This window comes from Halodurantibacterium daqingense, from assembly GCF_042666235.1.
GTDB lineage: Bacteria > Pseudomonadota > Alphaproteobacteria > Rhodobacterales > Rhodobacteraceae > Halodurantibacterium > Halodurantibacterium daqingensis.
This window is the reverse complement of record NZ_JBHTFQ010000009.1, coordinates 1-25622: the sequence shown is the minus strand read 5'-3', so window position 1 is coordinate 25622 and position 25622 is coordinate 1. Positions and strand designations below refer to the sequence as shown.

26 protein-coding genes and 1 tRNA gene are annotated in these 25622 nt (G+C 66.1%); 11 read left to right on the top strand and 16 right to left on the bottom strand.

Annotation, left to right across the window (positions count from 1 at the left end; all coding sequences use genetic code 11):
• Positions 1-39: 39 nt before the first annotated feature.
• The 9 genes from tolB to ruvC form a co-directional block, all read right to left on the bottom strand.
• The gene (gene tolB, locus ACFQXB_RS15755; RefSeq protein ID WP_377405768.1) at positions 40-1377 is read right to left on the bottom strand and encodes a Tol-Pal system beta propeller repeat protein TolB; all 1338 of its coding nucleotides are present in this window, start codon (positions 1375-1377) and stop codon (positions 40-42) included.
• 79 nt (positions 1378-1456) lie between these two features.
• A complete protein-coding gene (locus ACFQXB_RS15750; RefSeq protein ID WP_377405766.1) occupies positions 1457-2629 on the bottom strand; it encodes a hypothetical protein in 1173 nt (390 codons plus the stop codon).
• 9 nt (positions 2630-2638) lie between these two features.
• Entirely contained in the window at positions 2639-3112 is a 474-nt protein-coding gene (tolR, locus tag ACFQXB_RS15745; protein WP_377405764.1) for a protein TolR, read from the bottom strand.
• 3 nt (positions 3113-3115) lie between these two features.
• On the bottom strand, positions 3116-3811 hold the full coding sequence (gene tolQ / locus ACFQXB_RS15740; protein ID WP_377405762.1) for a protein TolQ: 696 nt from the start codon (positions 3809-3811) through the stop codon (positions 3116-3118).
• 155 nt (positions 3812-3966) lie between these two features.
• Complete coding sequence (ybgC, locus tag ACFQXB_RS15735) at positions 3967-4374, bottom strand: tol-pal system-associated acyl-CoA thioesterase (RefSeq protein WP_377405760.1); 408 nt, start codon at positions 4372-4374, stop codon at positions 3967-3969.
• A complete protein-coding gene (locus ACFQXB_RS15730; RefSeq protein WP_377405758.1) occupies positions 4371-5003 on the bottom strand; it encodes a hypothetical protein in 633 nt (210 codons plus the stop codon). Before ACFQXB_RS15730 ends, ybgC begins: the two co-directional genes overlap by 4 nt.
• Positions 4990-6033, bottom strand: coding sequence for a Holliday junction branch migration DNA helicase RuvB (gene ruvB / locus ACFQXB_RS15725; protein ID WP_377405756.1), 1044 nt, complete (start codon positions 6031-6033; stop codon positions 4990-4992). Before ruvB ends, ACFQXB_RS15730 begins: the two co-directional genes overlap by 14 nt.
• A gap of 3 nt (positions 6034-6036) precedes the next feature.
• Complete coding sequence (gene ruvA / locus ACFQXB_RS15720) at positions 6037-6711, bottom strand: Holliday junction branch migration protein RuvA (RefSeq protein WP_377405754.1); 675 nt, start codon at positions 6709-6711, stop codon at positions 6037-6039.
• Positions 6708-7214 carry a crossover junction endodeoxyribonuclease RuvC gene (ruvC, locus tag ACFQXB_RS15715; protein WP_377405752.1) on the bottom strand — a complete coding sequence of 169 codons (507 nt, stop codon included), beginning with the start codon at positions 7212-7214 and terminating at the stop codon, positions 6708-6710. Before ruvC ends, ruvA begins: the two co-directional genes overlap by 4 nt.
• Before the next feature lie 230 nt (positions 7215-7444).
• Here ruvC and ACFQXB_RS15710 point away from each other — a divergent pair, with 230 nt between their 5' ends.
• Positions 7445-7669, top strand: a complete 225-nt coding sequence (locus tag ACFQXB_RS15710) for a DUF1127 domain-containing protein (protein ID WP_377405750.1) — start codon at positions 7445-7447, stop codon at positions 7667-7669.
• 70 nt (positions 7670-7739) lie between these two features.
• Here ACFQXB_RS15710 and ACFQXB_RS15705 read toward each other — a convergent pair whose 3' ends face one another.
• The 3 genes from ACFQXB_RS15705 to ACFQXB_RS15695 all read right to left on the bottom strand — a co-directional run bounded on the left by ACFQXB_RS15705 (position 7740) and on the right by ACFQXB_RS15695 (position 11621).
• On the bottom strand, positions 7740-8609 hold the full coding sequence (locus tag ACFQXB_RS15705) for a 50S ribosomal protein L11 methyltransferase (protein ID WP_377405748.1): 870 nt from the start codon (positions 8607-8609) through the stop codon (positions 7740-7742).
• A 57-nt stretch (positions 8610-8666) separates the two neighbouring features.
• On the bottom strand, positions 8667-9317 hold the full coding sequence (gene msrA / locus ACFQXB_RS15700; protein WP_377405746.1) for a peptide-methionine (S)-S-oxide reductase MsrA: 651 nt from the start codon (positions 9315-9317) through the stop codon (positions 8667-8669).
• Positions 9318-9428: 111 nt separating this feature from the next.
• A complete protein-coding gene (locus ACFQXB_RS15695; RefSeq protein WP_377405744.1) occupies positions 9429-11621 on the bottom strand; it encodes a primosomal protein N' in 2193 nt (730 codons plus the stop codon).
• 122 nt (positions 11622-11743) lie between these two features.
• Here ACFQXB_RS15695 and fsa point away from each other — a divergent pair, with 122 nt between their 5' ends.
• The 5 genes from fsa to ileS all read left to right on the top strand — a co-directional run bounded on the left by fsa (position 11744) and on the right by ileS (position 17934).
• Entirely contained in the window at positions 11744-12397 is a 654-nt protein-coding gene (fsa, locus tag ACFQXB_RS15690; protein ID WP_377405742.1) for a fructose-6-phosphate aldolase, read from the top strand.
• Between the two features lie 19 nt (positions 12398-12416).
• Entirely contained in the window at positions 12417-13136 is a 720-nt protein-coding gene (locus ACFQXB_RS15685; RefSeq protein ID WP_377405740.1) for a DUF484 family protein, read from the top strand.
• Positions 13133-14056 (top strand): tyrosine recombinase XerC, encoded by a 924-nt coding sequence (locus ACFQXB_RS15680; RefSeq protein ID WP_377405738.1) that lies wholly within the window; start codon positions 13133-13135, stop codon positions 14054-14056. Before ACFQXB_RS15685 ends, ACFQXB_RS15680 begins: the two co-directional genes overlap by 4 nt.
• A gap of 36 nt (positions 14057-14092) precedes the next feature.
• Positions 14093-14797: a CDP-alcohol phosphatidyltransferase family protein gene (locus tag ACFQXB_RS15675; RefSeq protein WP_377405736.1), complete on the top strand. Its 705-nt coding sequence runs from the start codon at positions 14093-14095 to the stop codon at positions 14795-14797.
• A gap of 182 nt (positions 14798-14979) precedes the next feature.
• Positions 14980-17934 carry an isoleucine--tRNA ligase gene (gene ileS / locus ACFQXB_RS15670; protein ID WP_377405734.1) on the top strand — a complete coding sequence of 985 codons (2955 nt, stop codon included), beginning with the start codon at positions 14980-14982 and terminating at the stop codon, positions 17932-17934.
• Here ileS and ACFQXB_RS15665 read toward each other — a convergent pair.
• The 4 genes from ACFQXB_RS15665 to dapF are packed head-to-tail and all read right to left on the bottom strand — an operon-like array spanning position 17931 to position 21693.
• Complete coding sequence (locus ACFQXB_RS15665; RefSeq protein WP_377405732.1) at positions 17931-18548, bottom strand: aminotransferase class IV; 618 nt, start codon at positions 18546-18548, stop codon at positions 17931-17933. The two genes, ileS and ACFQXB_RS15665, sit on opposite strands and share 4 nt — an antisense overlap.
• The gene (locus ACFQXB_RS15660) at positions 18521-19624 is read right to left on the bottom strand and encodes an aminodeoxychorismate synthase component I (protein WP_377405730.1); all 1104 of its coding nucleotides are present in this window, start codon (positions 19622-19624) and stop codon (positions 18521-18523) included. The genes ACFQXB_RS15665 and ACFQXB_RS15660 overlap by 28 nt, the downstream gene beginning before the upstream one ends.
• Before the next feature lie 9 nt (positions 19625-19633).
• Positions 19634-20893: a tRNA (N(6)-L-threonylcarbamoyladenosine(37)-C(2))-methylthiotransferase MtaB gene (gene mtaB / locus ACFQXB_RS15655; protein WP_377405728.1), complete on the bottom strand. Its 1260-nt coding sequence runs from the start codon at positions 20891-20893 to the stop codon at positions 19634-19636.
• Positions 20890-21693, bottom strand: coding sequence for a diaminopimelate epimerase (gene dapF, locus ACFQXB_RS15650; RefSeq protein ID WP_377405726.1), 804 nt, complete (start codon positions 21691-21693; stop codon positions 20890-20892). Before dapF ends, mtaB begins: the two co-directional genes overlap by 4 nt.
• Positions 21694-21833: 140 nt before the next feature.
• On the opposite strand from dapF, the gene ACFQXB_RS15645 reads away from it, so the two are divergent.
• The 5 genes from ACFQXB_RS15645 to ACFQXB_RS15625 all read left to right on the top strand — a co-directional run bounded on the left by ACFQXB_RS15645 (position 21834) and on the right by ACFQXB_RS15625 (position 25521).
• Positions 21834-21909 (top strand) — tRNA-Lys (locus tag ACFQXB_RS15645).
• A 429-nt stretch (positions 21910-22338) separates the two neighbouring features.
• The gene (locus ACFQXB_RS15640) at positions 22339-22653 is read left to right on the top strand and encodes an STAS domain-containing protein (protein WP_377405724.1); all 315 of its coding nucleotides are present in this window, start codon (positions 22339-22341) and stop codon (positions 22651-22653) included.
• Positions 22653-23021: a response regulator gene (locus tag ACFQXB_RS15635; RefSeq protein ID WP_377405722.1), complete on the top strand. Its 369-nt coding sequence runs from the start codon at positions 22653-22655 to the stop codon at positions 23019-23021. Before ACFQXB_RS15640 ends, ACFQXB_RS15635 begins: the two co-directional genes overlap by 1 nt.
• A complete protein-coding gene (locus ACFQXB_RS15630) occupies positions 23018-25048 on the top strand; it encodes a chemotaxis protein CheA (RefSeq protein ID WP_377405720.1) in 2031 nt (676 codons plus the stop codon). The genes ACFQXB_RS15635 and ACFQXB_RS15630 overlap by 4 nt, the downstream gene beginning before the upstream one ends.
• Positions 25045-25521, top strand: coding sequence for a chemotaxis protein CheW (locus tag ACFQXB_RS15625; RefSeq protein WP_377405718.1), 477 nt, complete (start codon positions 25045-25047; stop codon positions 25519-25521). The genes ACFQXB_RS15630 and ACFQXB_RS15625 overlap by 4 nt, the downstream gene beginning before the upstream one ends.
• The last annotated feature ends 101 nt before the right edge of the window (positions 25522-25622 follow it).

Below are 25622 nucleotides of genomic sequence, written 5' to 3'. Positions count from 1 at the left end.
CCATAGCATTGCGGCGGGGTCTTGGAAATGAACCCTGCGTTATGGCAGCAGCGGCGACCACGCCGGGTCCGAGGACGGACCCTCGGTCGGGATGCGGCGCAGGTTGCGGCCGCTGATATCGACCGAGAACAGTGCCGGCTGCCCACCTTCGCCTGCGGTTTCGCGGGTGAACATGATCACCCGGCCATTGGGCGCCCAGGTCGGGCCCTCATCCAGGAACGAAGCGGTCAGGAGCCGTTCCTCGCTGCCATCGGTCCGCATCACGCCGATGTGGAAGCGGCCCTGATGCTGCTTGGTGAAAGCGATCAGATCGCCCCGGGGTGACCAGACAGGCGTGGCATAGCGGCCGGGCCCGCTGCTGATCCGCCGTGGCTCGCCGCCGGTGGCCGGCATCACGTAAAGCTGCTGCGTCCCCGAGCGGTCGGATTCGAACACGATCTGCCGCCCGTCCGGCGAAAAGGACGGCGCCGTCTCGATCGAAGGTGTCGAGGTCAGCCGCGACCGCTGGCCGTTGCGCAGATCCAGCGTGAAGATGTCGGTATTGCCCCCCGTCGACATCGAGAAGACAACCGTCTGCCCGTCCGGCGAAAAGCGCGGGGCGAAGGTCATCGTGCCCGGCTGCTCATCAAGCGCACGCCGCGACATGGTCGCGACATCAAGAAGGTTGATCCGCGGAAAACCGCTTTCATAGGAGGTGTAAAGGATCCGGTCCCCGGTCGGTGAAAACCGCGGGGCGATCACGATCGAATTGCTGTCCGTCAGATACTGGACGTTGGCGCCATCCTGATCCATGACCGCAAGGCGTTTGCGCCGATCATTCTTCGGCCCGCTTTCCGCCACAAAGACAACGCGGCTGTCGAAATAGCCGCCCTCGCCGGTGATACGGCTGTAGGCCGCGTCCGACACCTTGTGCGCCATGCGCCGCCAGCTTTGGGCCGAGCCCGCGAATTGCAGCCCCTCACCCAGAGGTTGGCCCGACACGATGTCGAACAGCCGGAACTTCACGTTCACGCGCCCGTTGCCATCCACCGCGACAGCGCCCGTAATCAGCGCCTGCGCATTGATCGCGCGCCAGTCTGCATATTGCACCGGGGCGTCAAAGCTGGTGATGCGGCCGATATGGGCGCTGGCCGGAATTTCCCGGAACAGCCCCGTGTTCGTCAGGTTTGCAGCAACGACACGGCTCAGCTGTTCAGCATATTGTGCCGCTGCCGCGTTTTCGGGAATGAAGGCCGGAACCGCAAACGGCAAAGGCTCGATCACACCTTCGGTGATCTCGATCCGCAGGGGGCCCTGCTGCGCAACGGCGGGTGCCGCAATCCCCGCAACGGCCAGAAGCGCGGCCAGGGCAGGGGCAAGCGTGCGGTATAGGGTCATCTGATCCTCTTATGCAAACGAGGGGAAGGTGGAGACATAACACGCGGGACGCACATCAGGTCCCGAAGGCAGCGGCCGGTCATCGCATCCGCATCCCCTCCGGATTGAACACAAGCTCGACCTCGCGCCACTGGTCGTATTTGTCGGCGGGAAGGTTGAAGCCATTCGCACCGCAGCGCAGGATCGCGCGGCGGGCGGTCTCATAGGCCTGGCGGGCGCCGGTTTCCGTACCGCCCTGAAACCCCAGCATGCGGATCGAGCCCTGATCGGGCCGGCCATCGCGCGCAATGGTCAGCGCGACGGTCACGGTGGTCTGCAGCGCATCGGTGGAAAGCGCGCCGACGTTCCAGCATTGCTGCACAGCCAGCCGGAACGCATCCCGCTCCCCCGACGTCAGCGGCGGGCCAACCGGGCCCGAACTTGCCGCGCCGCCGCCGCTTCCCGCAGCTTCGGCCACGGCCGAGGCCACGGCATCCGCCAGCGGATCCGCCGCGGGCTGTTGCGGTTGCGCCGGACGGGCCGGTTCGGGCGCCGGTGTCGGCTCGGCCGGGCGTGCGGGTTCGGCCGTCTGGACAGGCTCGGGCGCCGGTGTCGGGCGGGCGGGACGATTGCGTGGGCGCATGCTTGCGTCAGGCGCCGCAACCGGGGGGGCGACGGCGGCCTCGGTCGTTTCCGATGTCTCGGTGGCCTCGGTGACGATCTCGGTGGTTGCCTCTTCCGGCGCCGTGGCCTCTTGCGGCGGCTGTGGCACCTCGGCGGGGGCGGAATCGGGCTCGGCCGTGATCGCCTCCTGCACCGTTTCGGCAACTGTCGCCTCGGGCGGCGGCGGCGGGGTCGGCACCGGGGCCACGCGGTCAACTGCCCGCGGACGCGGGCGCGCGGTGACATCCGGAAGAAGCGTGGCCGACGGCACCGGCGGCGCGGCGGCCTCGGGCTCGGGCGTGGGGGCCGGCTCCGGATCGGGCTGTGGCGGGGGCGGCGGCGCCGGTTCGGGCGCGGGCTGCGGGGGGGCAGGCTCGGGCGGCGTGGGTGTGGGCGCCGGTTCGGGTTCCGGGGCGGGCGCGGGCGGCGCCTCGGACGGCGCAGGGGCGGATGCCGCCTCTTGCAGCGCCGCGAATTCGGCCGAGGAAATCAGCGAAACCTCGGCAACCTCGAAGCTGCGCGGCGGCGGCGCATTGAACAACCCCCCGAGCATCACCCAGAGTATCAGGCCGGCATGCCCGATCGCAGAGATTTTCGTGCCCGTGTTCATATGGCGGCCCTAGCCGTCTCGTCCGTCGAAGGTCGGGCCGCCCGTATCGGTCACCAGCCCGATGTTGCGGAATCCGCCCGCGTTCAGTGCGCCCATGATCTGGACCACCCGTTCATAGGGGATGGCACCGTCGGCCCGCAGGAACACCTTGTCATCGGCGCGCTCGGTCGCAATAGCGCGCAGCTTGGGGATCAGCTCATCCTCGGCCGTGTCCGAGTTCTGGATCAGCAACTGGCCGTCGGCCGTCAGGGTGATGGTCAGCGGCTCTTCCTGTTCGGTCGGCAGCGCGCTTGCGGCCGTGCGCGGAAGTTCGACCGGCACCCCCACCGTCAGAAGCGGCGCCGCGACCATGAAGATGATCAGCAGCACCAGCATCACGTCAACGAACGGCGTGACGTTGATCTCGGACATGGCCTGGGCGCGGCTGCGTCCCCGGCCGCGCCGTCCACCCCCGCCGCCCTTCTTCATGACCCCTGCGCCCATCGCTCAGGCGTCCAGCTGGCGCGAAAGGATGGTCGAGAATTCGTCCGCGAAGGCCTCGTAGCCGGACACGATGCGGTCGCTGTCGGCGGAAAGCTTGTTGTAGAAGATCACCGCCGGAATCGCTGCCAGAAGGCCAAGTCCGGTGGCCAGAAGCGCCTCGGCGATGCCGGGCGCCACGACCGCAAGGTTCGTGTTCTGCGCGATGGCGATTTCCTCGAACGCGTGCTTGATCCCCCAGACCGTTCCGAACAGACCGATGAACGGCGCGGTTGAACCGGTGGTGGCCAGGAAGGACAGGCCACTGCCAAGGCTTTCGCTTTCCTTGGCGATCGCCACATCCATCGACCGGTCGATCCGCTGCTGCGCCCCGGCAATCAGACGGCCGTCCTGCTTGTGGCTGCGGCGCCACTCCAGCATGCCGGCGGCAAAGATCTTGCCCGAGGCCCCGTCGGGCTGCGGACCCATCCGCTCGAACAGCTCGTCCAGCGGCTCGCCCGACCAGAAGGCGCGGTCGAAAATGGTCGCTTCCCGCCGCGCCGCGCGCAACGTGATATGTTTCTGAATGATGATCGCCCATGACCAGAACGACATGATGATCAGCATGATCATCACCAGCTGCACAGTCAGAGTCGCGCGAGCGAAGAGCGCGATAAGGGAGAAATCAATCTCCGGCGCCATCGCGAGGGTTTCGGTTTCCATTATGCCTGCTCGTTACCTGAAGGCCGCTTTCTGCAGCTCTCTTAGCAGTGATTCTATCTGGTTTTTAGGGGGATTGACAACACATCCGCGTGGGTTGGCCCGCTGGCTGTCACGGGCGGGCCGGCATCGGTCGGGAGCAAGCCCCCACCGACAGTTCAGCCCGGGATCGGGATGCCACGCAGCACGGGCGGCAAGCGCTGCGGCGCACCGCTGGCCGACAGGCACACAAGCGTCACCACCGCGCGGAAAAGCACCGTACCTTGCCGCAGAACCTCTTGTTTCAGAACGATCCTTGCCGCCGACAGCGCCGTGACCGAGGTTTCGACCGCCAGCTCATCGTCAAAGCGCGCCGGGGCAAGATAGTCCGCCTCCAGCCTGCGGACGGCGAAAACCATGCCCGCCTCGTCCTTCATCCGCCGCTGGTCGATCCCGAGATCGCGCACCCATTCGCTGCGGGCACGTTCGATGAATCGCAGGTAATTCGCGTAGTAGACGATACCCGCAAGATCGGTATCCTCGTAATAGACACGGCAGGCGAAGCGGTGGGGCACGGCCGCGGTCATTGCCTGCCCCGCAGTGACATCCGCGCGGCAAGGCGCAGCGCGTGGGTGGGGTCCTGCGTCGCGGCGGGAAGCACCGGATCATAGGCGGCCCGGATCAGATCCGCGATTTCGGGCCGCAGGATCACGGTTTCGCCCGCAAGGGCAAGCGGGGATGTCCCGGCAAAGGCACCATCTGACCACAAAAGGATGGTCTGCACCGCCTGCGCAAGCGCCAGCGTCTCGGCCGGCAAGTCGGACAGATGCGCATCCATCCGCAAAAACACAAAGGCCGCCCGGATGGCGCCCTGCCCGTCAAATCGGAACAACCGGTACTGATTGGCATTTTCGCGGCCAAGCCGCGCCACCAGCCCCTCAAGCCCCGGCACCAGCCGGTCAAGGTTCGGGGTTGCCAGAAGTTCGCCCCAGTCGCGCAGGAAGAAGACCATCAGGTTTGCGCCCAGTTCGGGATCGGTTTCGGCCATCCTGTGGCGCGCCAGTGTCACCACCGCCTCGATCGCGCCCTTGATGATCGACAGGGTCTGATCCTCGACGCCGAAAACCACCGGAACGATCGGCCGTCCCCAGCGGGCGAACTGGTAGGAACCGTCGGGACGGGTGAAAAAGCTGCGCGGATCGTCAGTCGGGGACATCGGGCCTCTCGAACAGGTCGGGCTGACCGGGCGGGCGCGGCGCGTCCAGCCCCAGATGCCGCCATGCCTTCGCGGCCAGCATCCGGCCGCGGGTCGTACGCTGGATAAGCCCCTGCTGCAAGAGAAACGGTTCGATCACCTCTTCGATCGCATCCCGGGCCTCGGACAGCGCGGCCGAGAGCGTTTCAACCCCCACCGGACCACCGCCGTAATTCTCGGCAATCAGCCGCAGATAGCGGCGGTCGGCCCCGTCCAGGCCAAGATGGTCCACCCCGAGGCGCGTGAGCGAACTGTCCGCAATGGCGCGCGTCAACCGGCCCTCGCCCTCGACAAGGGCGAAATCCACCACGCGCCGCAACAGCCGCCCCGCGATCCGCGGTGTGCCGCGCGCGCGGCGGGCGATTTCGCGCGGGCCATCCGGGTCGGCCGGGATACCCAGCATCCGCGCTCCGCGGGTGACGATCTCGTTCAGCTCGTCCTCGGTATAGAACTGCAGCCGGGTCGGGATGCCGAACCGGTCCCGCAGCGGGGTGGTCAGAAGGCCAAGGCGCGTCGTCGCCCCCACCAGCGTGAAGGGCGGCAGGTCGATGCGCACGGTGCGCGCCGCCGGGCCTTCGCCGATCACCAGATCCAGCGCGAAATCCTCAAGCGCGGGGTAAAGCACCTCTTCCACCACCGGCGACAGGCGGTGGATCTCGTCGATGAACAGCACGTCCCGCGGCTCCAGATTGGTCAGGATCGCGGCAAGATCGCCCGCTTTCGCCAACACGGGCCCCGAGGTCATGCGAAACCCCACCCCCAGTTCCCGCGCCATGATCTGCGCAAGCGTGGTCTTGCCCAGGCCCGGCGGGCCGAAGAACAGGGTGTGGTCCATCGCCTCGCCCCGCATCCGTGCGCTGTCGATGAAGACGCGCAGGTTTGCCCGGGCCTCGGCCTGACCGATGAATTCCTCAAGCCGCTGCGGGCGCAGGGCACGATCGGTGTCTTCGGGCTGGGCCTCGGCGCGCAGGGTGGGGTCGGGTTCGGTCATCGCTTATCCCTTCGGCGCCAGAAGGCGCAGCGCCGCCCGGATCAGTGCTGCGGTTTCCGCCGACGGGTCGGTGCCTGATGCCTCGGCCACGGCGCTGGCGGCATCGCCATGCGAATAACCGAGGTTGGTAAGCGCGGAAAGCGCCTCGGCCGTCGCGGCCGAGGGCGGCCGGGGTGCCGGGGCGACGGGGGCAGCAGGCGTCTCGATCACCGTGTCATCGGGGAGGGCCGGCGCGGTTCCCATCGCGGCACCAAGGGTGGCGCCCATCGCCATGATCCCCGGCGCCTTGTTCTTCAACTCCAGCACCACGCGCTGCGCAAGTTTCGGTCCCACACCGGGCGCGGCCTTGACGGCGTTCCAGTCGCCCAGCGCGATTGCCCGGCCGACGCCATCGGCGCCCAGCGTCGACAGGATTGCCATCGCAGCCTTGGCGCCGACCCCCTGCACGCCCACCAGCAGGCGATGCCACTCTTTCTCCAGCAGGGTCGGGAAGCCGAACAGCTGCATGAGATCCTCGCGCACCAGAAGCTCGGTATAAAGCGCGACGGCGCCGCCCACGGCCGGCAGCTGCGCAAGCGTCCGGTCCGAGACATGAACGATATAGCCCACGCCCCGCACGTCGATCAGCACATGATCGGGTCCGCGATAGTCCAGCCGCCCTGAAATCTTGCCGATCATGCCTGTGCCCTTTGTACCGCCGCCGCAAGGCGTCCCGCTGATTGCAGATGGTGGGCGTGACAGATGGCGATGGCCAGCGCGTCAGCCGCGTCGGCCCCCGCAATCTCGACGCCCGGCAGGTGCAGCCGCACCATATGGTCGATCTGCGCCTTGGCCGCATGACCCACGCCAACGACGGTTTTCTTGACCGCGTTGGGGGCATATTCACCCACCAGAAGCCCCGCCTGCGCCGGCACCAGCAATGCGATCCCGCGTGCCTGTCCCAGCTTGAGCGTGGCCACGGCATCCTTGTTCACGAAGGTCTGTTCGACCGCAGCGGCCTCGGGTTGAAAGCGCCGGATGATCTCGGTCAGTTGCGCGTGAAGCGACAGAAGGCGGTCGGCCAGCACCTCTCCGGCCGAATGACAGATGCCGTTGGCGACATGGCTGAGCCGCGACCCCGCCACGTCGATCACGCCCCAGCCCATGTTCCGAAGGCCGGGATCGATCCCCAAAACCCGCATTCCGCCCCCTGGCCGCTGTTGTTCGGTCCGAGCTAGCACGAAAGGCGAACATTCGCCAGACGGAAAGGCGCGCAGGCGTCAAACGCAGGGACACTGGGTCGTCCGATACAAGCCATGCAATTCGTGCAAGGACGGGTTGCGCCGGGTTTCCTTGCGTGCATGAACCGCCTGAACTAAGTGCATCAGCGAGGCAGAACGCCTAAATACTCAACTCCTCAAGGATAGCTGAAATGGCCGCTTTCGAGACGACCCGCACGGCGCCCTTCGGCGCCATTACCGCTTTGAAGATCGTTCAAGGCTTTGCAAACCTCCGCGAACGCTTCGTGGAATGGAACGATATTCGCGTGACGCGCAACGCGCTGTCGAAGCTTTCGGACCGCGAACTGGCCGATATCGGCATCAGCCGCGGCGATATCGACTCGCTTGGCCTGATGCGCCACATCCGGAATTCGTGACGCCAGGGCGTCATGCCTGGTCAAGGCTCAAGGCCGCGTCCCTGATCGGGCGCGGCCTTTTCCGTTCCGCTCAGCCACGCCGCAGGACAAGCGTCGCCCATTCGCCGATATCCTCGCGCGCGGCAAGGGTGAAGCCCTGCGCCTCATAGGCAGCGATCACCGCTTCGGCCTGTTCGACCAGCAGGCCCGACAGGACCGCATAGCCCCCCGGGGCCACATGCGCGGCCATGTCCGGGGCAAGTTCAATCAGCGGACCCTTGAGGATATTGGCAAAGACCAGATCGAAAGGGGCCGCGGCATGCAGGTCGGGGTGGTCAAAGCCTGCCGCCTCGACACAGCGCACGCGCCCGACCAGATCATTGGCCTGCACATTCGCCTCGGCCACCTCGACGGCCACCGCGTCAATGTCGCCTGCAAGAACCGGATTGGGCCAGATGCGTGCCGCGGCCATGGCCAGCACTGCAGTGCCGCAGCCGATATCGGCGACGTTCTGTCCCACAAACCCCTCGGTATCCAGCCGATCAAGGGCGCGCAGACAGCCCTGCGTGGTTCCATGGTGCCCGGTGCCGAAGGCCATCGCCGCCTCGATCAGCAGCGAGACGGCACCTTCCGGCACCTTGTCGGCATCATGGCTGCCATAGACAAAAAAACGCCCCGCCTCGACCGGAGACAATTCACGGCGCACCTTGGCCACCCAGTCGATATCCGGCAGTTCGGATATGGCGAAGGGCTGGGCATCATGCACCGCTGCCAGCAGCGCGAGCGCGGTATCGTCGGGCGTTTCGGTGAAATAGGCGCCGACTTCCCAACGGCCCGAGCCGTCCTCGATCTCGAACACGCCGACGCCGCTGGGTTCGGGTTCAAGATCTTCCAGAGCCTCGGCAAGCGCACGCGCCTGGTCTTCGCCGGGAAGGGTGGTCAGTGCGGAAAAGGTGGTCATCGCGTGCCTTTCAGATAACGACAGGGCCGGATAGCCCTGCCCCCGCCCCGGGTCAAGCTAGGCGCCAGTGCCGATCGGGCAGGTGACGCCGGTGCCACCGATACCGCAATAGCCGGCCGGATTCTTGGCAAGATACTGCTGATGGTAGTCTTCCGCGTAGTAAAAGGCCGGCGCCGGGATGATCTCGGTCGTCACCGGCCCGAAGCCAGCGGTGCGGAGCCGGTCCTGATAGGCATCGCGGCTGGCGCTGGCGAGCCGCGCCTGTTCCTCGTCCGCGACATAGATGCCCGAACGATACTGTGTGCCCAGATCGTTGCCCTGCCGCATCCCCTGTGTGGGGTCGTGGTTTTCCCAGAACACGCGCAGCAGATCCTGGTAACCGATGGTAGCGGGATCAAAGATCACCTGCACCACCTCGTTGTGGCCGGTCTGGCCGGTGCAGACCTCTTCGTAGGTCGGGTTCGGGGTGAAGCCGCCGGCATAGCCGACCCGCGTCAGCCAGACGCCGGGCAGCTTCCAGAACACCCGCTCGACGCCCCAGAAACAGCCCATTCCGAACATAGCAAGCGCGTGACCGGCAGGCGGATCGGATTTCAGCGGCCGCCCCGACAGGAAATGCGTCTCGGCGGTGGGGATGGGGCCTGGGCGGCCTGGCAGCGCCGCTTCGGGCTGGACCATCTCGGTTTTCTTGCGGTTCAGGATGAACATGGCGGGCTCCTTCGGTTCCTGCGCTGCCAATATAGGGCTTTGCCATCCCGGCACCAGACGCGCCGCAGCTTTGCCAGCCCTTCGCCGTCGCCATCTCCCTGACGAGGGGGATCACAGGAATGTCTGCGGATCAATGTCCACGGCCAGCCGCACCCCGTTCGGCACCTTGAAGGGCGAAAGCCAGCGCGTGATCGCTGCCTGAAGCGGCGCGGCCTTCTCGGCCTTGATCAGCAGGCGCACCCGATGGCGCCCCCGAACACGGGCAATGGGTGCTGGCGCCGGGCCAAAGACCTGCGCGCCAATGGCCCGCAACGGCCCGTCCTGCCGGGCGAGCGCCTCGGCAAAGGTGAATACCTCCTGCAGGTCTGTCGAGGACAGGATAACCCCGGCCATCCGGCCAAAGGGCGGAACCCCCGCCGCGCGCCGGAGCTCGGCCTCGGCCCGCCAGAAGGCCTCTTCGTCGCCGCCAAGAATGGCGCGGATGACGGGATGTTCGGGCTGATAGGTCTGCAACAGCGCAAGTCCGCTGCGTTCGGCCCGGCCAGCCCGCCCGGCCACCTGCCGCATCAGTTGGAAGGTCCGCTCGGCCGCGCGCAGATCGGATCCCTGCAACCCCAGATCCGCGTCGATCACCCCCACCAGCGTCAGAAGCGGAAAGTTGTGGCCCTTGGCGACAAGCTGCGTGCCGATGATGATGTCGGCCCCTCCCTCGGCAATCGCCTCGATCTGGGCCTTGAGCGCGCGGGCCGATCCGAAAAGATCCGATGACAGGACCGCCACCCGCGCATCGGGAAAAAGCGCTGCCGTTTCTTCCGCCAACCGTTCGACCCCGGGCCCCACCGGCGCCAGCCGGCCTTCGACTCCGCAGGCGGGGCAGGCCTGCGGGACCGGTTTCGAGGCGCCGCATTGATGGCAGACCAGACGCTTCTGGAAGCGGTGTTCAACCATGCGCGCGTCGCAGTCGTCGCAGCCGATCTGATGGCCACAGGCGCGGCAGATCGTGACGGGCGCATATCCCCGGCGGTTGAGGAAGAACAGCACCTGTTCGCCCACCGCGATCCGCGCCTTCGCCGCCGTCGCCAGTTCGGGCGATATCCAGCGGTCGCCGGGCAGGCCCACATCGCGCATGTCGATCGCGCGCATCTCGGGCAGGGTCGCGCTTCCGAACCGGGCGCCCAGGGTCAGGCGCGCGTATTTCCCGGCCTCGGCATTGGCCCAGCTTTCCAGGCTGGGCGTGGCCGAGGCCAGAACCACCTGCGCCCCGCACAGGGATGCGCGCAGCACCGCCATGTCGCGTGCGTTGTAAAGAACGCCCTCATCCTGCTTGTAGGAGGTGTCGTGTTCCTCATCCACGACCACGAGCCCCAGATCGCGGTAGGGAAGGAACAGCGCCGACCGCGCGCCCACCACCAGTTGCGCGCCACCCTCGCCCACCATCCGCCACAGCCTGCGCCGTTCGGTTACGGTGGCGCCCGAATGCCATTCGGCCGGCCGGGCGCCGAACCGGGCCTCGACCCGGTTCAGGAACTCGGCCGTCAGTGCAATCTCGGGCAGAAGCACCAGCGCCTGTCGGCCGCGGCGCAGCGTTTCGGCCACCGCCTCGAGATAGACCTCGGTCTTGCCCGAACCGGTCACCCCTTTCAGCAGCGTCGTGCCATAGCGACCGCTGGCGACAGCCGCGCAAAGCGCCGCGGCCGCCTCGGCCTGATCCGCGGCAAGGGGCTTGCCGGGCAGATCCGGGTGCAGCCGCGGATAAGGCAGGTCGCGCGGGGCCTCTTCCTCGGCCACCGCACCAGCCTTGACCAACCCGTGAATGACCGAGGGCGTGACGCCCGCGGCCTCGGCCAGTTCCGACAGGGTGAAGGCCAGCCCGCCATAGTCGCGCAGAACCGCCAGAACCCGCGCCCGCGCATCGGTCATGCGCGCCGGCTGATCCGGCCCGAGCCGATATATCCGCCGAAGCGAAGGTGGCGCGCCAAGGCCGGGCGCGCGGGTAGCGAGGCGCAGCATCTGCGGCAGGGGCGTCAGCGTGTATTCGCCCGCACGCGTCAGGAACTGGCGCAATTCATCGCGCATCGGCGCGCAGTCAAGCACCCGCGCCACCGGGCGCAGACGGGCCGCGTCGAACTGGCCGTCACCGGGACCCCAGACCACCCCCAGCACCCGGCGCGGACCCAGCGGCACCTCGACGAAATCGCCGGTCCCGCAACCGCCGGGCGGCGCAAGGTAATCCAGCACGCGCCCCAGCGGCTCGGTGGTCAACACGCCCAGGCGGGCACCTTCGGGGAAATGCTCATCATCCATGCGCAATGACTACACATGCAGACGGCGACAATACAACGGCCGCGCGCCATCGCTTCGGGCTTCATACGCCCGGCGCATTGCGGTAAGACTGGCGGGACTCGCAACGCAGCAGGACAGTCTCCATGAAATTCTTTGTCGATACCGCCGATGTCGCGGCCATCCGGGAACTCCACGACCTTGGCATGGTCGATGGTGTGACCACCAATCCCTCACTGATCCTGAAATCGGGGCGCGACATCCTCGAAGTCACGAAAGAGATCTGCGACATCGTCCCCGGCCCGGTTTCGGCCGAAGTCGTGGCGCTGGACTCCGAGGCGATGATCGCCGAAGGCCGCAAGCTGGCCACGATCGCCCCGAACATCACCGTCAAGCTGCCGCTGACCTGGGACGGGCTGAAGGCCTGCAAGGTTCTGAGCGACGAAGGCCATATGGTCAACGTGACGCTCTGCTTCTCGGCCAACCAGGCGCTGCTGGCGGCCAAGGCCGGCGCGACCTTCATTTCGCCCTTCATCGGGCGGCTGGATGACATCAACATCGATGGCACCGACCTGATCGCCGATATCCGCACGATCTATGACAACTATGCCTTCGAGACGCAGATCCTTGCGGCCTCGATCCGGTCGGTCGCGCATGTGACGGAAGTGGCGCGGATCGGTGCCGACGTGATGACCGCCCCGCCCGAGGTGATCCGCAAGCTGGCCAGCCACCCGCTGACCGATGCCGGCATCGCGACCTTCCTCAAGGACTGGGAAAAGACCGGCCAGAAGATCCTCTGACCCCGAGGCCAGGCAGAAGATGACCGACATGCCAAACCCGACAGACGATCTGCGCGACCGCATCCTGGCACGGCCGGATGCGGTTCTTGACGATCCTGACGTGATGCGTGCGCTGATCGCGGCGTCGGGCCGCGACAGCGCCGGAAAGGTCATCGATCTGCGCGGCGTGGCGATGGAGCGGCTCGAGGCGCGGATGGGGCGGCTCGAGGATACCCACCGGTCGGTGATCGCGGCGGCCTATGACAATCTGGCCAGCACCAACCAGATCCACCGCGCCGTGCTGCGGATGCTGGATCCGATCGAGCCGGAGGCCTTCCTGCACAACCTTCGTGCGGAGGTCGCCGATATCCTGCGGGTCGATCAGGTGCGGCTGGTTCTGGAGCAACCCGGGGAGACGACCGCCCCCGAGGAACAGCCCCCTGTGCGGCCGGTGGGCGACATCCTTTGCCACGCGTCACCCGGGTTCATAGATTTCTACATCACCGGCGGGCGCAACCTTCCCATCCGCAGCGTGACCCTGCGGCAGGGATCGTCGCATCCGGAACTCGTCTATGGCGAGGTGGGCACCACCATCCGCTCCGAAGCGATGATGAAGCTTGATCTGGGGCCGGATCGCCTTCCCGGCCTGTTGCTGATGGGGGCCGAAGATCCGCGGTTGTTCAAGCCCAGCCAGGGGACCGAACTTCTGGCCTTCTTTGCCGGAGTGTTGGAGCGCACGCTGCGCCGCTGGCCGGCATGAGCCTTGCGCTGACCCCGGCGATGCGCGACGCGCTGTCGGACTGGCTTGCAGGCCTGCGCGCCCTGGACGGGGCGGCACAGGCGACGGTGGCGGCCTATTCGGCAGATGTCACGGGCTTTCTGTCCTTTCTGGCCGGCCACTGGGGCGAAGCGCCTGCGCCGCGCCGGCTTGCCGAATTGCGCCAGACCGATCTGCGCGCCTGGATGGCGCATGAACGCGGGCGCGGCATCTGCGCCCGCACCCTTGCGCGCGAGCTTTCGGCACTCAAATCCTTCTGGCGCTGGATCGCGGAACGTGAGGGCTTTGATGCCACGGTCGTGCTCTCGGCGCGAAATCCGCGTTTTCAGCCGAAACTGCCGCGCCCGCTGACCGAGGAGGCAGCGCGCGAAGTGCTGACCATCGTGGGGCTTCAGCACGAAACCCGCTGGATCGCCGCCCGGGATGTTGCGGTGGTCACGCTTCTTTACGGCTGCGGCCTGCGGATTTCCGAGGCCCTGTCGCTGCGCCATGCCGATGCGCCCCTGCCCGAGGTGCTGCGCATTCGCGGCAAGGGCGGCAAGGAACGGCTTGTTCCGGTGCTGCCCGTCGCGCGCAAGGCCGTCGACGATTATCTGCAGCTCTGCCCCCTTGTCTTTTCGCCCGAGGATGCCTTGTTCCGCGGCGCCCGGGGCGGGCCACTGAACGCCCGCCTGATCGCCAAGGTGATGGAGCAGACGCGCATGCAACTGGGCCTGCCCGCGACCGCAACGCCCCATGCGTTGCGCCATTCCTTCGCCACGCATCTGCTGACGGCAGGTGGCGATCTTCGCGCCATCCAGGAACTGCTGGGTCATGCCTCGCTCTCCACAACCCAGGTCTATACCGGCGTCGATTCCGCGCGGCTTCTTGACGTCTATGAACGAACCCATCCGCGCCGGTGACTTGCGGCGCGAGGCTTTTTACGACATGACGGGCGAATGACCAAAGCCGCCCGCGCCTATCTTGTTCATGCCCTCACGGCCACCGGCGCCGTCTTCGCAATGCTTGCCATGCTTGCGGCGGTCGAGCGGAACTGGGCGCTCATGTTCCTGTGGCTGGTCATCGCCTTCATCGTCGACGGGATCGACGGCCCGCTGGCGCGCCGCTACGACGTGAAGCAGAACGCGCCGATCATCGACGGGGTGCTGCTGGACCTGGTGATCGATTACCTCACCTATGTGTTCATCCCGGCCTATGCGCTGTTCAAATCGGGGCTCTTGCCGGGCTGGACGGGCTGGATGGTGATCATCGTGATCACCTTCACCAGCGCGCTCTATTTCGCCGACACGCGGATGAAGACCAGGGATAATTCGTTTTCGGGCTTCCCGGCCTGCTGGAACATGGTCGCCATCGTGATCTTCGCGCTCAAGCCCGGATTTGCGGTGACGCTTGTGATCGTGGTGCTGCTGGCCATTGCGATGTTGCTGCCGCTCAAGTTCGTGCATCCGATGCGCACGCTGCGCTGGCGCAGCGTGACCCGACCGATGGCCTTCGCCTGGACCTTCTTCGCGGGCTGGGCGGCCTGGGTGAATTTCCACCCCGAAAGCTGGGCGCATTGGGGTCTGATCATCACCAGCGCATATCTCATCTTCGCAGGCATCGCACAGCAGCTTGTACCTCCAAGGCGGCTGCGGCGGGGCTAGGAAACAGGGGTTATTGTGGCGCCAGACACAGCGCAGTATAAGCCGCACATGACAGCACGGTTCGGCATCATCCTCCGAATTATCAGCCCGGCGTCCTGATCCGCTTCAGACGCCGGGACAAGGCGCCCGAACCTTCGCGCCGCCCCTTCCAAGCATGACGTCATTCCGAAGGACCGCATCCGATGTGCGCCGATACGCCCGACTACAAAGACACGATCTTCCTGCCCGAAACCGAGTTCCCGATGCGCGCGGGCCTGCCCCAGCGTGAACCCGAATGGCTGGCGCGCTGGGAGCGGATCGGCGTCTACGACCGCCTGCGCGAAAAGGAGGGCCGTGCCCCCTTTACCCTGCATGACGGCCCCCCCTATGCGAACGGGCACCTGCATATCGGCCACGCGCTGAACAAGATCCTCAAGGACATGGTGGTCCGCAGTCAGCAGATGATGGGCCGCGATGCGCGCTATGTTCCCGGCTGGGACTGCCACGGCCTGCCGATCGAATGGAAGATCGAGGAACAGTATCGCACCCGCGGCCTGAACAAGGATGAGGTCGACGTGGTCGATTTCCGGCAGGAATGCCGCAAGTTCGCCGAAGGCTGGATCGACATCCAGCGCGAGGAATTCAAGCGTCTGGGCGTGACGGGCAAATGGGAAAAGCCCTATGTCACGATGGATTATCACGCCGAGGCGGTGATCGCGGACGAGTTCATGAAGTTCCTCATGAACGGCACGCTCTATCAGGGATCGAAGCCCGTCATGTGGTCGCCGGTGGAAAAGACCGCGCTGGCCGAGGCCGAGGTGGAATATCACGACCACACCAGCCACACGATCTGGGTGCGGTTTCGTCCTGTGGCCGCGCACGTGCCTGGCACGTGGGACGGCAAATTGGTCGGCAATCCTGAAGATCTTGAGCAGGAACTGCACGAGCTCCTACGTGCAAGCGTCGTTATTTGGACAACAACACCTTGGACCATTCCGCAAAACCGTGCTGTCGCTTTCGGGCCAAGTATCAAATACGGCCTTTATCGCGTAGAAGCGATCGCAGAGCACAGCACCGCAGTTGCTGGTGAAACCCTCATTCTTGCAGATGGGCTTTCCGAAAGCGTAATGAAGGCCGCTAAGGTTTCCGAGTTCACACGAGTTAAGGATGTGCCTGCCGAAGTGTTGCGCACCATAACCCTCGCCCACCCGTTCCGGAACCTCGATGGCGCCAACGGTGAATGGGATTTCGACGTCCCCATGCTGCCGGGCGATCACGTCACCGACGATGCCGGCACGGGCTTTGTCCATACCGCGCCCAGCCACGGCGATGACGACTATCAGATCGGGCTGAAATACAACCTGCCCATGACCTGGAACGTGATGGAGGATGGCAGCTATCGCGCCGACCTGCCGCTCTTCGGTGGCCAGCAGATCATCACGCCCGAGGGCAAGGAAGGTCCCGCCAATGTCAGCGTCATCAAGGCCCTGCACGGGGCGGGGGCGCTCTTTGCCAAGGGCAGGATCAAGCATTCCTACCCGCATAGCTGGCGGTCGAAGGCGCCGCTGATCTATCGCAACACGCCGCAATGGTTCGTGGCGATCGACCGGCCCGTGGGCGACGGGCAGGACGATTATGGCACCACGATCCGGCAACGCGCGCTGACCTCGATCGACCAGCTTGTGACATGGACGCCCAGGACCGGGCGCAACCGGCTTTTTTCGATGATCGAGGCACGGCCCGACTGGGTCCTGTCGCGGCAGCGGGCGTGGGGCGTGCCGCTGACCTGCTTCGTCAAACGCGGCGCCAAGCCCACCGACCCGGATTTCCTGCTGCGCGATCCGGCCGTGAATGCCCGCATCCGCGATGCGTTCGAGGCCGAGGGCGCCGATTGCTGGTATGTCGCGGGGGCGAAGGAGCGCTTTCTGGGCGGGCTGCACGACCCCGAGGCCTACGATCAGGTATTCGACATCCTCGACGTCTGGTTCGACAGCGGATCGACCCATGCCTTCGTGCTGCGCGACCGGGAGGATGGCAGCGCGGACGGTATCGCCGACCTTTACCTTGAGGGCACCGACCAGCATCGCGGATGGTTTCATTCCTCGATGCTGCAGGCCTGCGGGACCAAGGGGCGGGCGCCCTATCGGGGTGTGCTGACCCACGGCTTCACGCTGGACGAAAAGGGCATGAAGATGTCCAAGTCGCTCGGCAACACCATCGCGCCGGAACAGGTCGTCAAGGAATATGGCGCCGACATCCTGCGGCTTTGGGTGGCGCAGTCGGACTATACCGTCGACCTGCGCATCGGGAAGGAGATCCTGAAGGGCGTCGCCGACAGCTATCGCCGGTTGCGCAACACGATGCGCTTCCTCCTGGGCAACCTCAAGGGCTGGGAGGCGTCCGAGGCCGTCGCGCCCGCCGAGATGCCGGAACTGGAGCGCTGGGTCCTGCACCGGTTGGCGGAACTGGATACCGAGGTGCGGCGGGGCTATGCCGCCTATGACTTCCAGGGTGTGTTCCAGAAGCTCTTCAACTTCTGCACCGCCGATCTGTCGTCCTTCTATTTCGACATCCGCAAGGACGCGCTGTACTGCGATGCACCCAACAGCCTGCGTCGCCGCAGCGCGCGGACGGTGCTTGACCTTCTGTTCCACCGGCTGACGACCTGGCTCGCGCCGATCCTCGTCTTCACCGCCGAGGATGTGTGGCTGTCGCGCTTTCCGGGGGACGAAGGGTCGGTGCATCTGGAGGACATGCCGCTGACCCCCGCCGACTGGCTGGATGAGCCCTTGGCGCAGAAATGGACGGCCGTGCGGCAGGTGCGGCGGGCCGTGACGGCAGCGCTCGAGGTGCAGCGCACCGCCAAGGTCATCGGCGCGAGCCTGGAGGCCGCGCCCGTCGTGCATGTCGGGGATGAGGCCGCGCTGGCCGCGCTCCGCGGGCTCGATTTCGCCGATATCTGCATCACCTCGGATATCGTGGTGACCGGCGACCCGATCCCGTCAGAGGCCTTCCGCCTGCCCGAGGTGCCTGGCGTCGGCGTGGTGTTCGAACCCGCCGAGGGTGAAAAATGCCAGCGCTGCTGGAAGATCCTGCCGGATGTGGGCAGCCACGCCCACCCGGCCACCTGCGCGCGCTGCGACGAGGCCCTGGGCTAGGACAGGATCAGCTGCGCGGGGATCAGCCCGCGCAGCGAATTCCCCATCCACAGGCGCACCTTCGCCAGATCGCCGGCCGGCAGAACCTCGGTCTTGCAGCCCTGGTCCAGCAATTCGGCGCGCAGCACGCCGGGCAGCAGCCCCGAGGCCAGCGGCGGGGTCCGCAACCCCTGCCCCCGGTCGAAAAAGAGGTTGGTGATGGTGCCCTCGCAGACCTCATCCCGTTCGTTCAGAAAGATCAGCTCGTCCACACCCGGCGCCATCCCGGCGCGCGCCCGGTCGTAAAGGCCGCGCCGTGTGGTCTTGATCCGCAGCCACGGATCGGCTGCCTCCAGCCGCTCGGCCGCGACAGCCACCCGCCAGCGGTCCGGCGCCGGCATCAGCGGCGTGACAGTGGCCTCGGAGGTTCCGTCGGGCGCAATGGCGACGCGGATACGGGCCGGGTGGCCGGGGCGCGGCGGATCAAGGCCGAAAAAGGGGATGCCAAGCTGCGCACAGGTCTCGCGCGCCCGCGCCTCATGCCGCGCAAGACGGAGATGCTGCACGCCGTCCCAGCCGAATGTCTCGATGACTCGGAAATCCGGCGTCAGATCCGGGCGAAACGGGCTTTCCACAAGGCTTCCTCATATTCACCGGCCGCGGTGGAATCCTGCACGACACCGCCGCCCACGTTCAGCACGACGTCACCCCCGGGATAAAGCGACAGAGTGCGGATCGCCACGTTGAACTCGGCATCGCCCGAAGGCGCGATCCAGCCGATCGCACCGCAATAGACCCCGCGGGGGGATGGCTCCAGTTCCCGGATGATCTCCATCGCGCGGATCTTGGGCGCACCAGTCACCGATCCGCAGGGAAAGAGCGCGTGGAAAAGGCCCGCAATATCCCATCCGGGCAGAAGCTCGCCTTCGACCCGCGAGATCATCTGATGCACGGTCGCATAGCTTTCGATGTGATAAAGCGCCGGCACGCGCACCGAACCGACCTTGCAGATGCGGCTGATGTCGTTGCGCAGAAGGTCCACGATCATCAGGTTTTCCGCCCGGTCCTTGGCGCTGCCGGCAAGCTGATCGCGCAGCGCCACGTCGCGCGCAGGATCGGGATCGCGCGGGATCGTGCCCTTCATCGGCGCTGTCTCGATCCGGTTGCCACGGATGCGGAAGAACAGTTCCGGCGAACGCGACAGGATCACCGGCCCCACGCCAAGGTCCAGATAGGCGCCATGCCCCACCGCCTGCCGGTCCTGAAGGGCAGCGTAAAGCGCCAGCGGCGCGCCACTGGCCCGCCCCCGCAGCGGCATGGTGAGGTTCACCTGATAACAATCCCCTGCCGCGATATAGCCCGCCAGACGGGAAAAGGCGGCGGCGTATTCCTCTGCGGTCCAGTCGGGGACAAGGCGGCCAAGTCGTGCCGCCCCGGCTGCCGGCAATCTCCCCGCTTGCGGTGCGTCATGCACGGCAAACGCCAGAAGCGGCGCGCGCCGGTCGGGCGGAAGCAGCGGACAAAGCCGCGGCTCCAGAACATAGCCCAGTTCATAGGATGCATAGCCCGCAAGCCAAGAGCCTTCGGCCTGCGCCCGGGCCATTGCGGCAAGGGCGTCCGGGACATCGGCGGGCGTTTCGGCCAGGATCAGCCGCCGAGCCTTGTCGAACAGCGCCGGCCGCCCATCCGGTCCGCGATCAAAAAGGATCATCCCCGCCCCTCAGGCCAGAAGCTGTTGACCGGCGATGCCGGTGATGCGGGCGCGCACGATCTGGCCTACCGGCTGGTCGCTGCCAAAGGCCACCTCGGCGAATTGCGCGGTGCGACCCATCCGCGGCGATTCAAGCAGGACGTCATGGTCGGTCCCCTGCTGCGCGGCCAGATGGCGCGCGACCTGGGCCGCGCCCGCGGCCCGCAGCCGGGCGGCGCGGTCACGAATCGCCGGACCGGGAACGGCTGGCATTCGTGCCGCGGGCGTCCCCTTGCGCGGCGAATAGGGGAACACATGCAGCCAGGTCAGGTCGCATTCTTCCACCAGCCGCAGCGAGTTTTCGAACATCGCCTCGGTTTCGGTCGGAAAGCCCGCGATGATATCCGCGCCGAAGATCATGTCGGGACGCAGGCGTCGGGCCTCCTCGCAAAAGCGGATGGCATCATCACGCAGGTGGCGGCGCTTCATGCGTTTCAGGATCATGTCATCGCCCGCCTGAAGCGACAGGTGCAGATGCGGCATCAGCCGGCTTTCGGTGGCGATCGCCTCCATCAGCGCCGGATCGACCTCGATCGAGTCGATCGAGGAAATCCGCAGCCGCTCCAGATCGGGGACAAGTTTCAGGGTGCGCATCACCAGATCGCCGAGCTTGGGCTGCATCGGCAGGTCTGCCCCCCAGCTTGTCAGATCCACCCCGGTCAATACCACCTCGCGGTAGCCTGAACCAACCAGCCGCTTGATCTGCTCGACCACCACGCCGGCCGGAACCGACCGCGAATTGCCCCGGCCAAAGGGGATGATGCAGAAGGTGCAGCGATGATCGCAACCGTTCTGCACCTGCACATAGGCGCGGGATCGCGTGCCGAAACCGTCAATAAGGTGGCCGGCGGTTTCACGCACCGACATGATATCGTCCACCTGCACCCGCTCGGTTTCCCCGATGAAATCGGCAGGCCGGGCCATCCGGACCCAGGTATCGGCCTGCATCTTTTCATGATTGCCGATGACGCGATCGACCTCGGGCATCCGCGCGAAGGTCTCGGGCTCTGTCTGGGCGGCACAGCCGGTGACGATCAGCGTCGCCTCGGGGTTTTCACGCCGCAGGCGGCGGATTTCCTGACGGGCCTTGCGCACCGCCTCGGCCGTTACCGCGCAGGTATTGACGATCACGGCATTGTCCACGCCGGCCTGTGCCGCCAGATCCTTCATCGCCTCGGTCTCGTAGGCGTTGAGACGGCAGCCAAGCGTCGTGAAAACCGGGGCCGTCATGGCAATGCCTCCAGAAAGGCGGGGGTGAGGTGGCCATCAAAGACATGGGCGGTGGCGCCCGTCATCCAGACGCCATCGTCCCGCCAGTCGATCTGCAGCTGCCCGCCGTCCACATGAACCGTGACGCGCCGCCCGGTCAGGCCGCGCCGCGCTGCCGCGACGGCAGCCGCACAGGAACAGGACCCCGAGGCAAGCGTGACACCGGTGCCGCGTTCCCAGATCCGCAGCCGGATGGCATCGGATCCAAGCACCTGGACGAATTCCACATTCGTGCGCTGCGGATAAAACGGATGATGTTCGAACTGCGGGCCAAGAACCTCAAGCGCCACCGCTTCGACATCCGGAACGAAGAAGGTGCAATGCGGGTTGCCCATGCCGGTCGCGACCGGGTCGCCCTCGACCGGAAGGTGCAACGTGTCCATGGCCTCGGCCAGCGGGATCTCGTCCCAGGCCAGAAGGGGCGCGCCCATGTTGACGCGTGTCAGGCCTCCACCCGCATCCTCGGCCTGCAACAGCCCGCGCTCGGTCCGCAACACCAGCGCCTGCTGTCCGGTTTCCTCCATCAGGAAGCGCGCAACGCATCGGGTGGCATTGCCACAGGCCGAGGACGGGGATCCGTCGGCATTGAAGAAGGTCAGCGCGGCATCGGCATCCTTAGCGGCCTCGATCACCGCAAGCTGGTCGAAACCCACGCCGCGGTGCCGATCCCCCAGCGCCCGCGCAAGCGCCGCCGTCACGGGCGGTCCGCCCGCACGGCGGTCGATCACAACGAAATCGTTGCCAAGCCCATGCATTTTCATGAAGCTCAGGCCAGGGGGGGGGCGCGTATCCATCATGCGGCGCATATATTCCCGCCCCAGTTTTTTTGCCAGAGCCGAGTCGTTTTCCGCCGTATTTCCTCTTGACCACCCCCTCTGATGTTTCTAGGTAGGCGCCCAGTGGGCCCGTAGCTCAGTTGGTAGAGCAACTGACTTTTAATCAGTGGGTCACAGGTTCGAATCCTGTCGGGCTCACCATTTCATGACAGCTATCTTGCTGATCGGACGCAATGTCCGAACCTGATGCTGAATACATGAGGAACTGCTTCTTCGGGAACGGGTGCGAGGCCGATGCTGGCCCCGGAAGGCTTTCCGATCATGTCAGCGCAGGTCGATTCCCCCGGCAAACCGTGGTGACCGGGCTTGTCCGGCCGCGAGCGCGGGCCGCAGCCTCGCACCGTCAGCCACCGGCACCGGCCGCCATCCTTTCGGCCTGCCGGCCATTCTTTTGCAGCACTTACCTACGCATCTTCGCAAATGTGGCCCCTCACATCCTTCTGTAGATGTTCGTGAAAGCGCAACCATGTCGGGCGGCGCCCCTGCCGTGTGACGTCCGCGCCCGCCTCCCCTGCTCTCGCGCGGAATGCGCGTGGCCCCGGCGGCCCGGTTCTGATGAAGGAAAAGCGAATGGCCAACATCATGCTGTCCGGTGATCTCGGCATCAAGGACGCGGCCGGACTGATCCGAAAGCTGAATGAAGCCCTGATGCTGGCCGATGTGACCGTTGAAACCCGTGACGTGCGATCCGCCGACAGCGCCGTGGCGCAGGTGCTTGTCGCGGCATTCCGAAGCGCCGGAATGATGGGACGTTCGCTTTGCGTCACGCTTCCGCCGGAAGCGGCGCTGTCGCAGCTTTTGCGACGTCTGGGACTTGTGGGCGAAGGCGGGCCGCTGATCGTTGCCGAGGGCCGCATCATCGGCATTGAAGAAGGGACTGTCTGATGCCCAAGACCGTGCTGACCGTGGATGATTCCCCCTCGATCCGCTGCATGATCGCCCTTGCCCTGCGCGAGGCGGGATATGAGGTGATCGAGGCTGTCGACGGCCGCGACGGGCTGATGAAGGCGCTTTCGCAACCGATCGACGCCATTCTGACCGACCAGAACATGCCCAATCTCGACGGGCTTGGCTTCATCCGCGAGTTTCGCCGACACCCCGCCAGCAAGGGCGTGCCGATCATCTTCCTGTCCACGGATTCCGAAGACCAGCTCAAGCAGCAGGCGCGCGACGCGGGTGCTTTGGGATGGATGGTGAAACCCTTCACCCAGGACCAGTTGCTGGGCGTGATCCGAAAGGTTCTGGGCGCATGAATGATGATGACATGGACGCCGTGTTCCGCCAGGAGGCCGCGGAACTGATCGAAAGCCTCGAGCGGGGCCTGCTTGACCTTTCCCTGCGGCCCGAGGATGCCGGGCTCATCAATGCGGTGTTTCGCGATCTGCACACGATCAAGGGCAGCGGTGCGATGTTCGGCTTTACCGACCTTGCCGCCTTCGTGCATGCCTTCGAAACTGCCTTCGACCGCGTCCGTTCAGGACGGGCTGCAGCCACGCCCGAGCTTATCCGCATCGCCCTGCGCGCCCGCGATGAAATCGGCGCGCTGCTCGAAGGAGCTGCCGATCCTGACGGACGACGCGCGGCCATTCTCGCCGATCTGGAACTGGCCGTTGCGGGACGGGCAGAGACAGCCCCAACCATCCCCCTTGCCGACAGCCAGGACGATCACCCGCCCACCCCGGTCGCCGAGGGGCCCCAGGCGCGCAGGCTGCGGTTTCACCTGAATGGCGACGCACTCGCGCTTGGTGCGCGGCCGGAACTGATCCTGGACGAACTGCGCGAACTGGGCGCCGAAGGCATCCGGGCCGATCTGTCGCGGGTGCCGCCCCTGGATGCGCTGGACCCCGAGGCCTGCCTGCTGGGCTGGGCGATGACCTTTCCGCAGGGCGTCACCCGTCAGCAGATCGACGAGGTGTTCCTGTTCCACGATGCCGAGGTGGCTCTTGACGCTGCCGCCCCGGCGCTTCCCGAAACAGAGCGCCCTTGCCCCCTCGCCCCGGTGGTGGACGAGGCCGTCGCCGCACAGGCCGTTCTGCCGCCGGTTCCTGTCCGGGAGCCTGACGCACCCCCGTCGCAGGCTGCGCCGGCCCAGTCCGAGACAGCAGGCCCCACCATGCGGGTTGCGGCGGAACGGCTTGACCGGCTCATGGAGCGCGTGGGCGAACTGGTGATCGCCGAGGCACGCCTGAGCCAGCTGGCCGATACCAGCCGTGATCCGGCGCTTCTTGCGGCGGCCGAAGAGATCAAGCGTCTTGCCAGCAGCCTGCGCGACACGACGATGCAACTGCGGATGGTCCCGCTGCGGTCGCTTGTGGCGCGGTTTCGCAGACTGATGCACGGGCTGTCGGAAAAGGTCGGCAAGCCGATCGACTTCCGCGTCAAGGGCGAGGAAACCGAGCTGGACAAGACCGTGATCGAGCAGCTTGCGGATCCGCTGGTGCATATCCTGCGCAACGCCGTCGATCATGGACTTGAGGCCCCCGATCAACGACGTGCCGCAGGCAAGCCGGATGAGGGCCGCATCGAACTGAGCGCCGAGTATTCCGGGGCCGAGGTGTTGATCCGGGTGCGGGATGACGGGCGCGGCCTTGATGCCGACCGCATTCGCGCCAAGGGTGTGGCGGCCGGGCTGATCCCGGCCGATGCCACGCTTTCCGAAGCCGCCATCTTCGCCCTGGTGCTCGAGCCGGGGTTTTCCACCGCGGAACAGGTAACCGAACTGTCGGGGCGCGGTGTCGGGATGGACGTGGTCCGCAAGACCATCGAAACCCTGCGCGGCACCATCGAGATCAGGTCGAAGCGCGGCGAAGGCACCAGTGTCATCCTGCGCCTGCCACTTACGCTCGCGATCATCGAGGGTCTGCTGGTCGAGGTGGCCGGCGAACGTTTCACGATTCCGCTGGCCGCCGTGCAGGAAATCGTCGAGCTTCCACCCGAAAAAACGGAAGGTGCCGGGGGGCCGGAGTTTCTCGATATCCGTTCGCGTCTGGTTCCCTTCCTGCGGCTGCGGCAGCTTTTCGACAGCCCGGGCACCGCGCCCGACCATCAGACGGTGGTGGTCACACGCGCCGGCGACAGCCGCACCGGAATCGTCGTCGATCGGATCATCGGCACCAATCAGATCGTCATCAAGCAGATGTCGCGTCTGCACAGCGGCGTGCGCGCCATATCGGGCGCAACCATTCTTGGCGATGGCTCGGTCGCGCTGATCCTTGATGTGTCGCATCTTGCCGGCGTCAGCCGAACCCATGACGATCGCCCGCGCGAGGCAGCAGCATGACGGCGACGAACGCACTTACCTCGAAGGCTCTGACCGTGGTCACGATGCGCCTGGGGCGTCAGCACCTGGCAATTCCCGCCGCCAACCTGCGGGAGATCCTCGACCCGCTGCCGGTCACGCGCGTGCCGACTTCCAGCAGCTTTGTCTGGGGGGTTGTGAATGTGCGCGGCGCGGTGGTGCCCCTTGCCGATCTGCGGATTCCCTTCGGCCTGACCGAAGATCCGCAGGGCAAGGACCTGCGCATGCTTGTCCTGGACATCGAGCTTGCGGGCGAACCCGCCGTGGTCGTGGTCTGCGCGGACGCGGTGGACGAGGTCCTGCCCCTGGACACCGCGCTGGTGGAACCGCTGCCCGCCACCGGCAGCACCTGGGATCCGTCCTTCGTGCGCGGCATCTTCCGAAAGGGCGGAGGCTTCGTGATCCTGCCGCATCTGCCCAACATTTTCGCTTCAGCAACCGTCGGCGCCAGCTGACACCGTGGAGATGGGGTGGATGCCGCTCTCTCCCCAACGGCGTCGAAGTGCGCCAAGCTTGTGATGCTGAAGTCACAAGAGAAACGAGAGGGCATCCATGA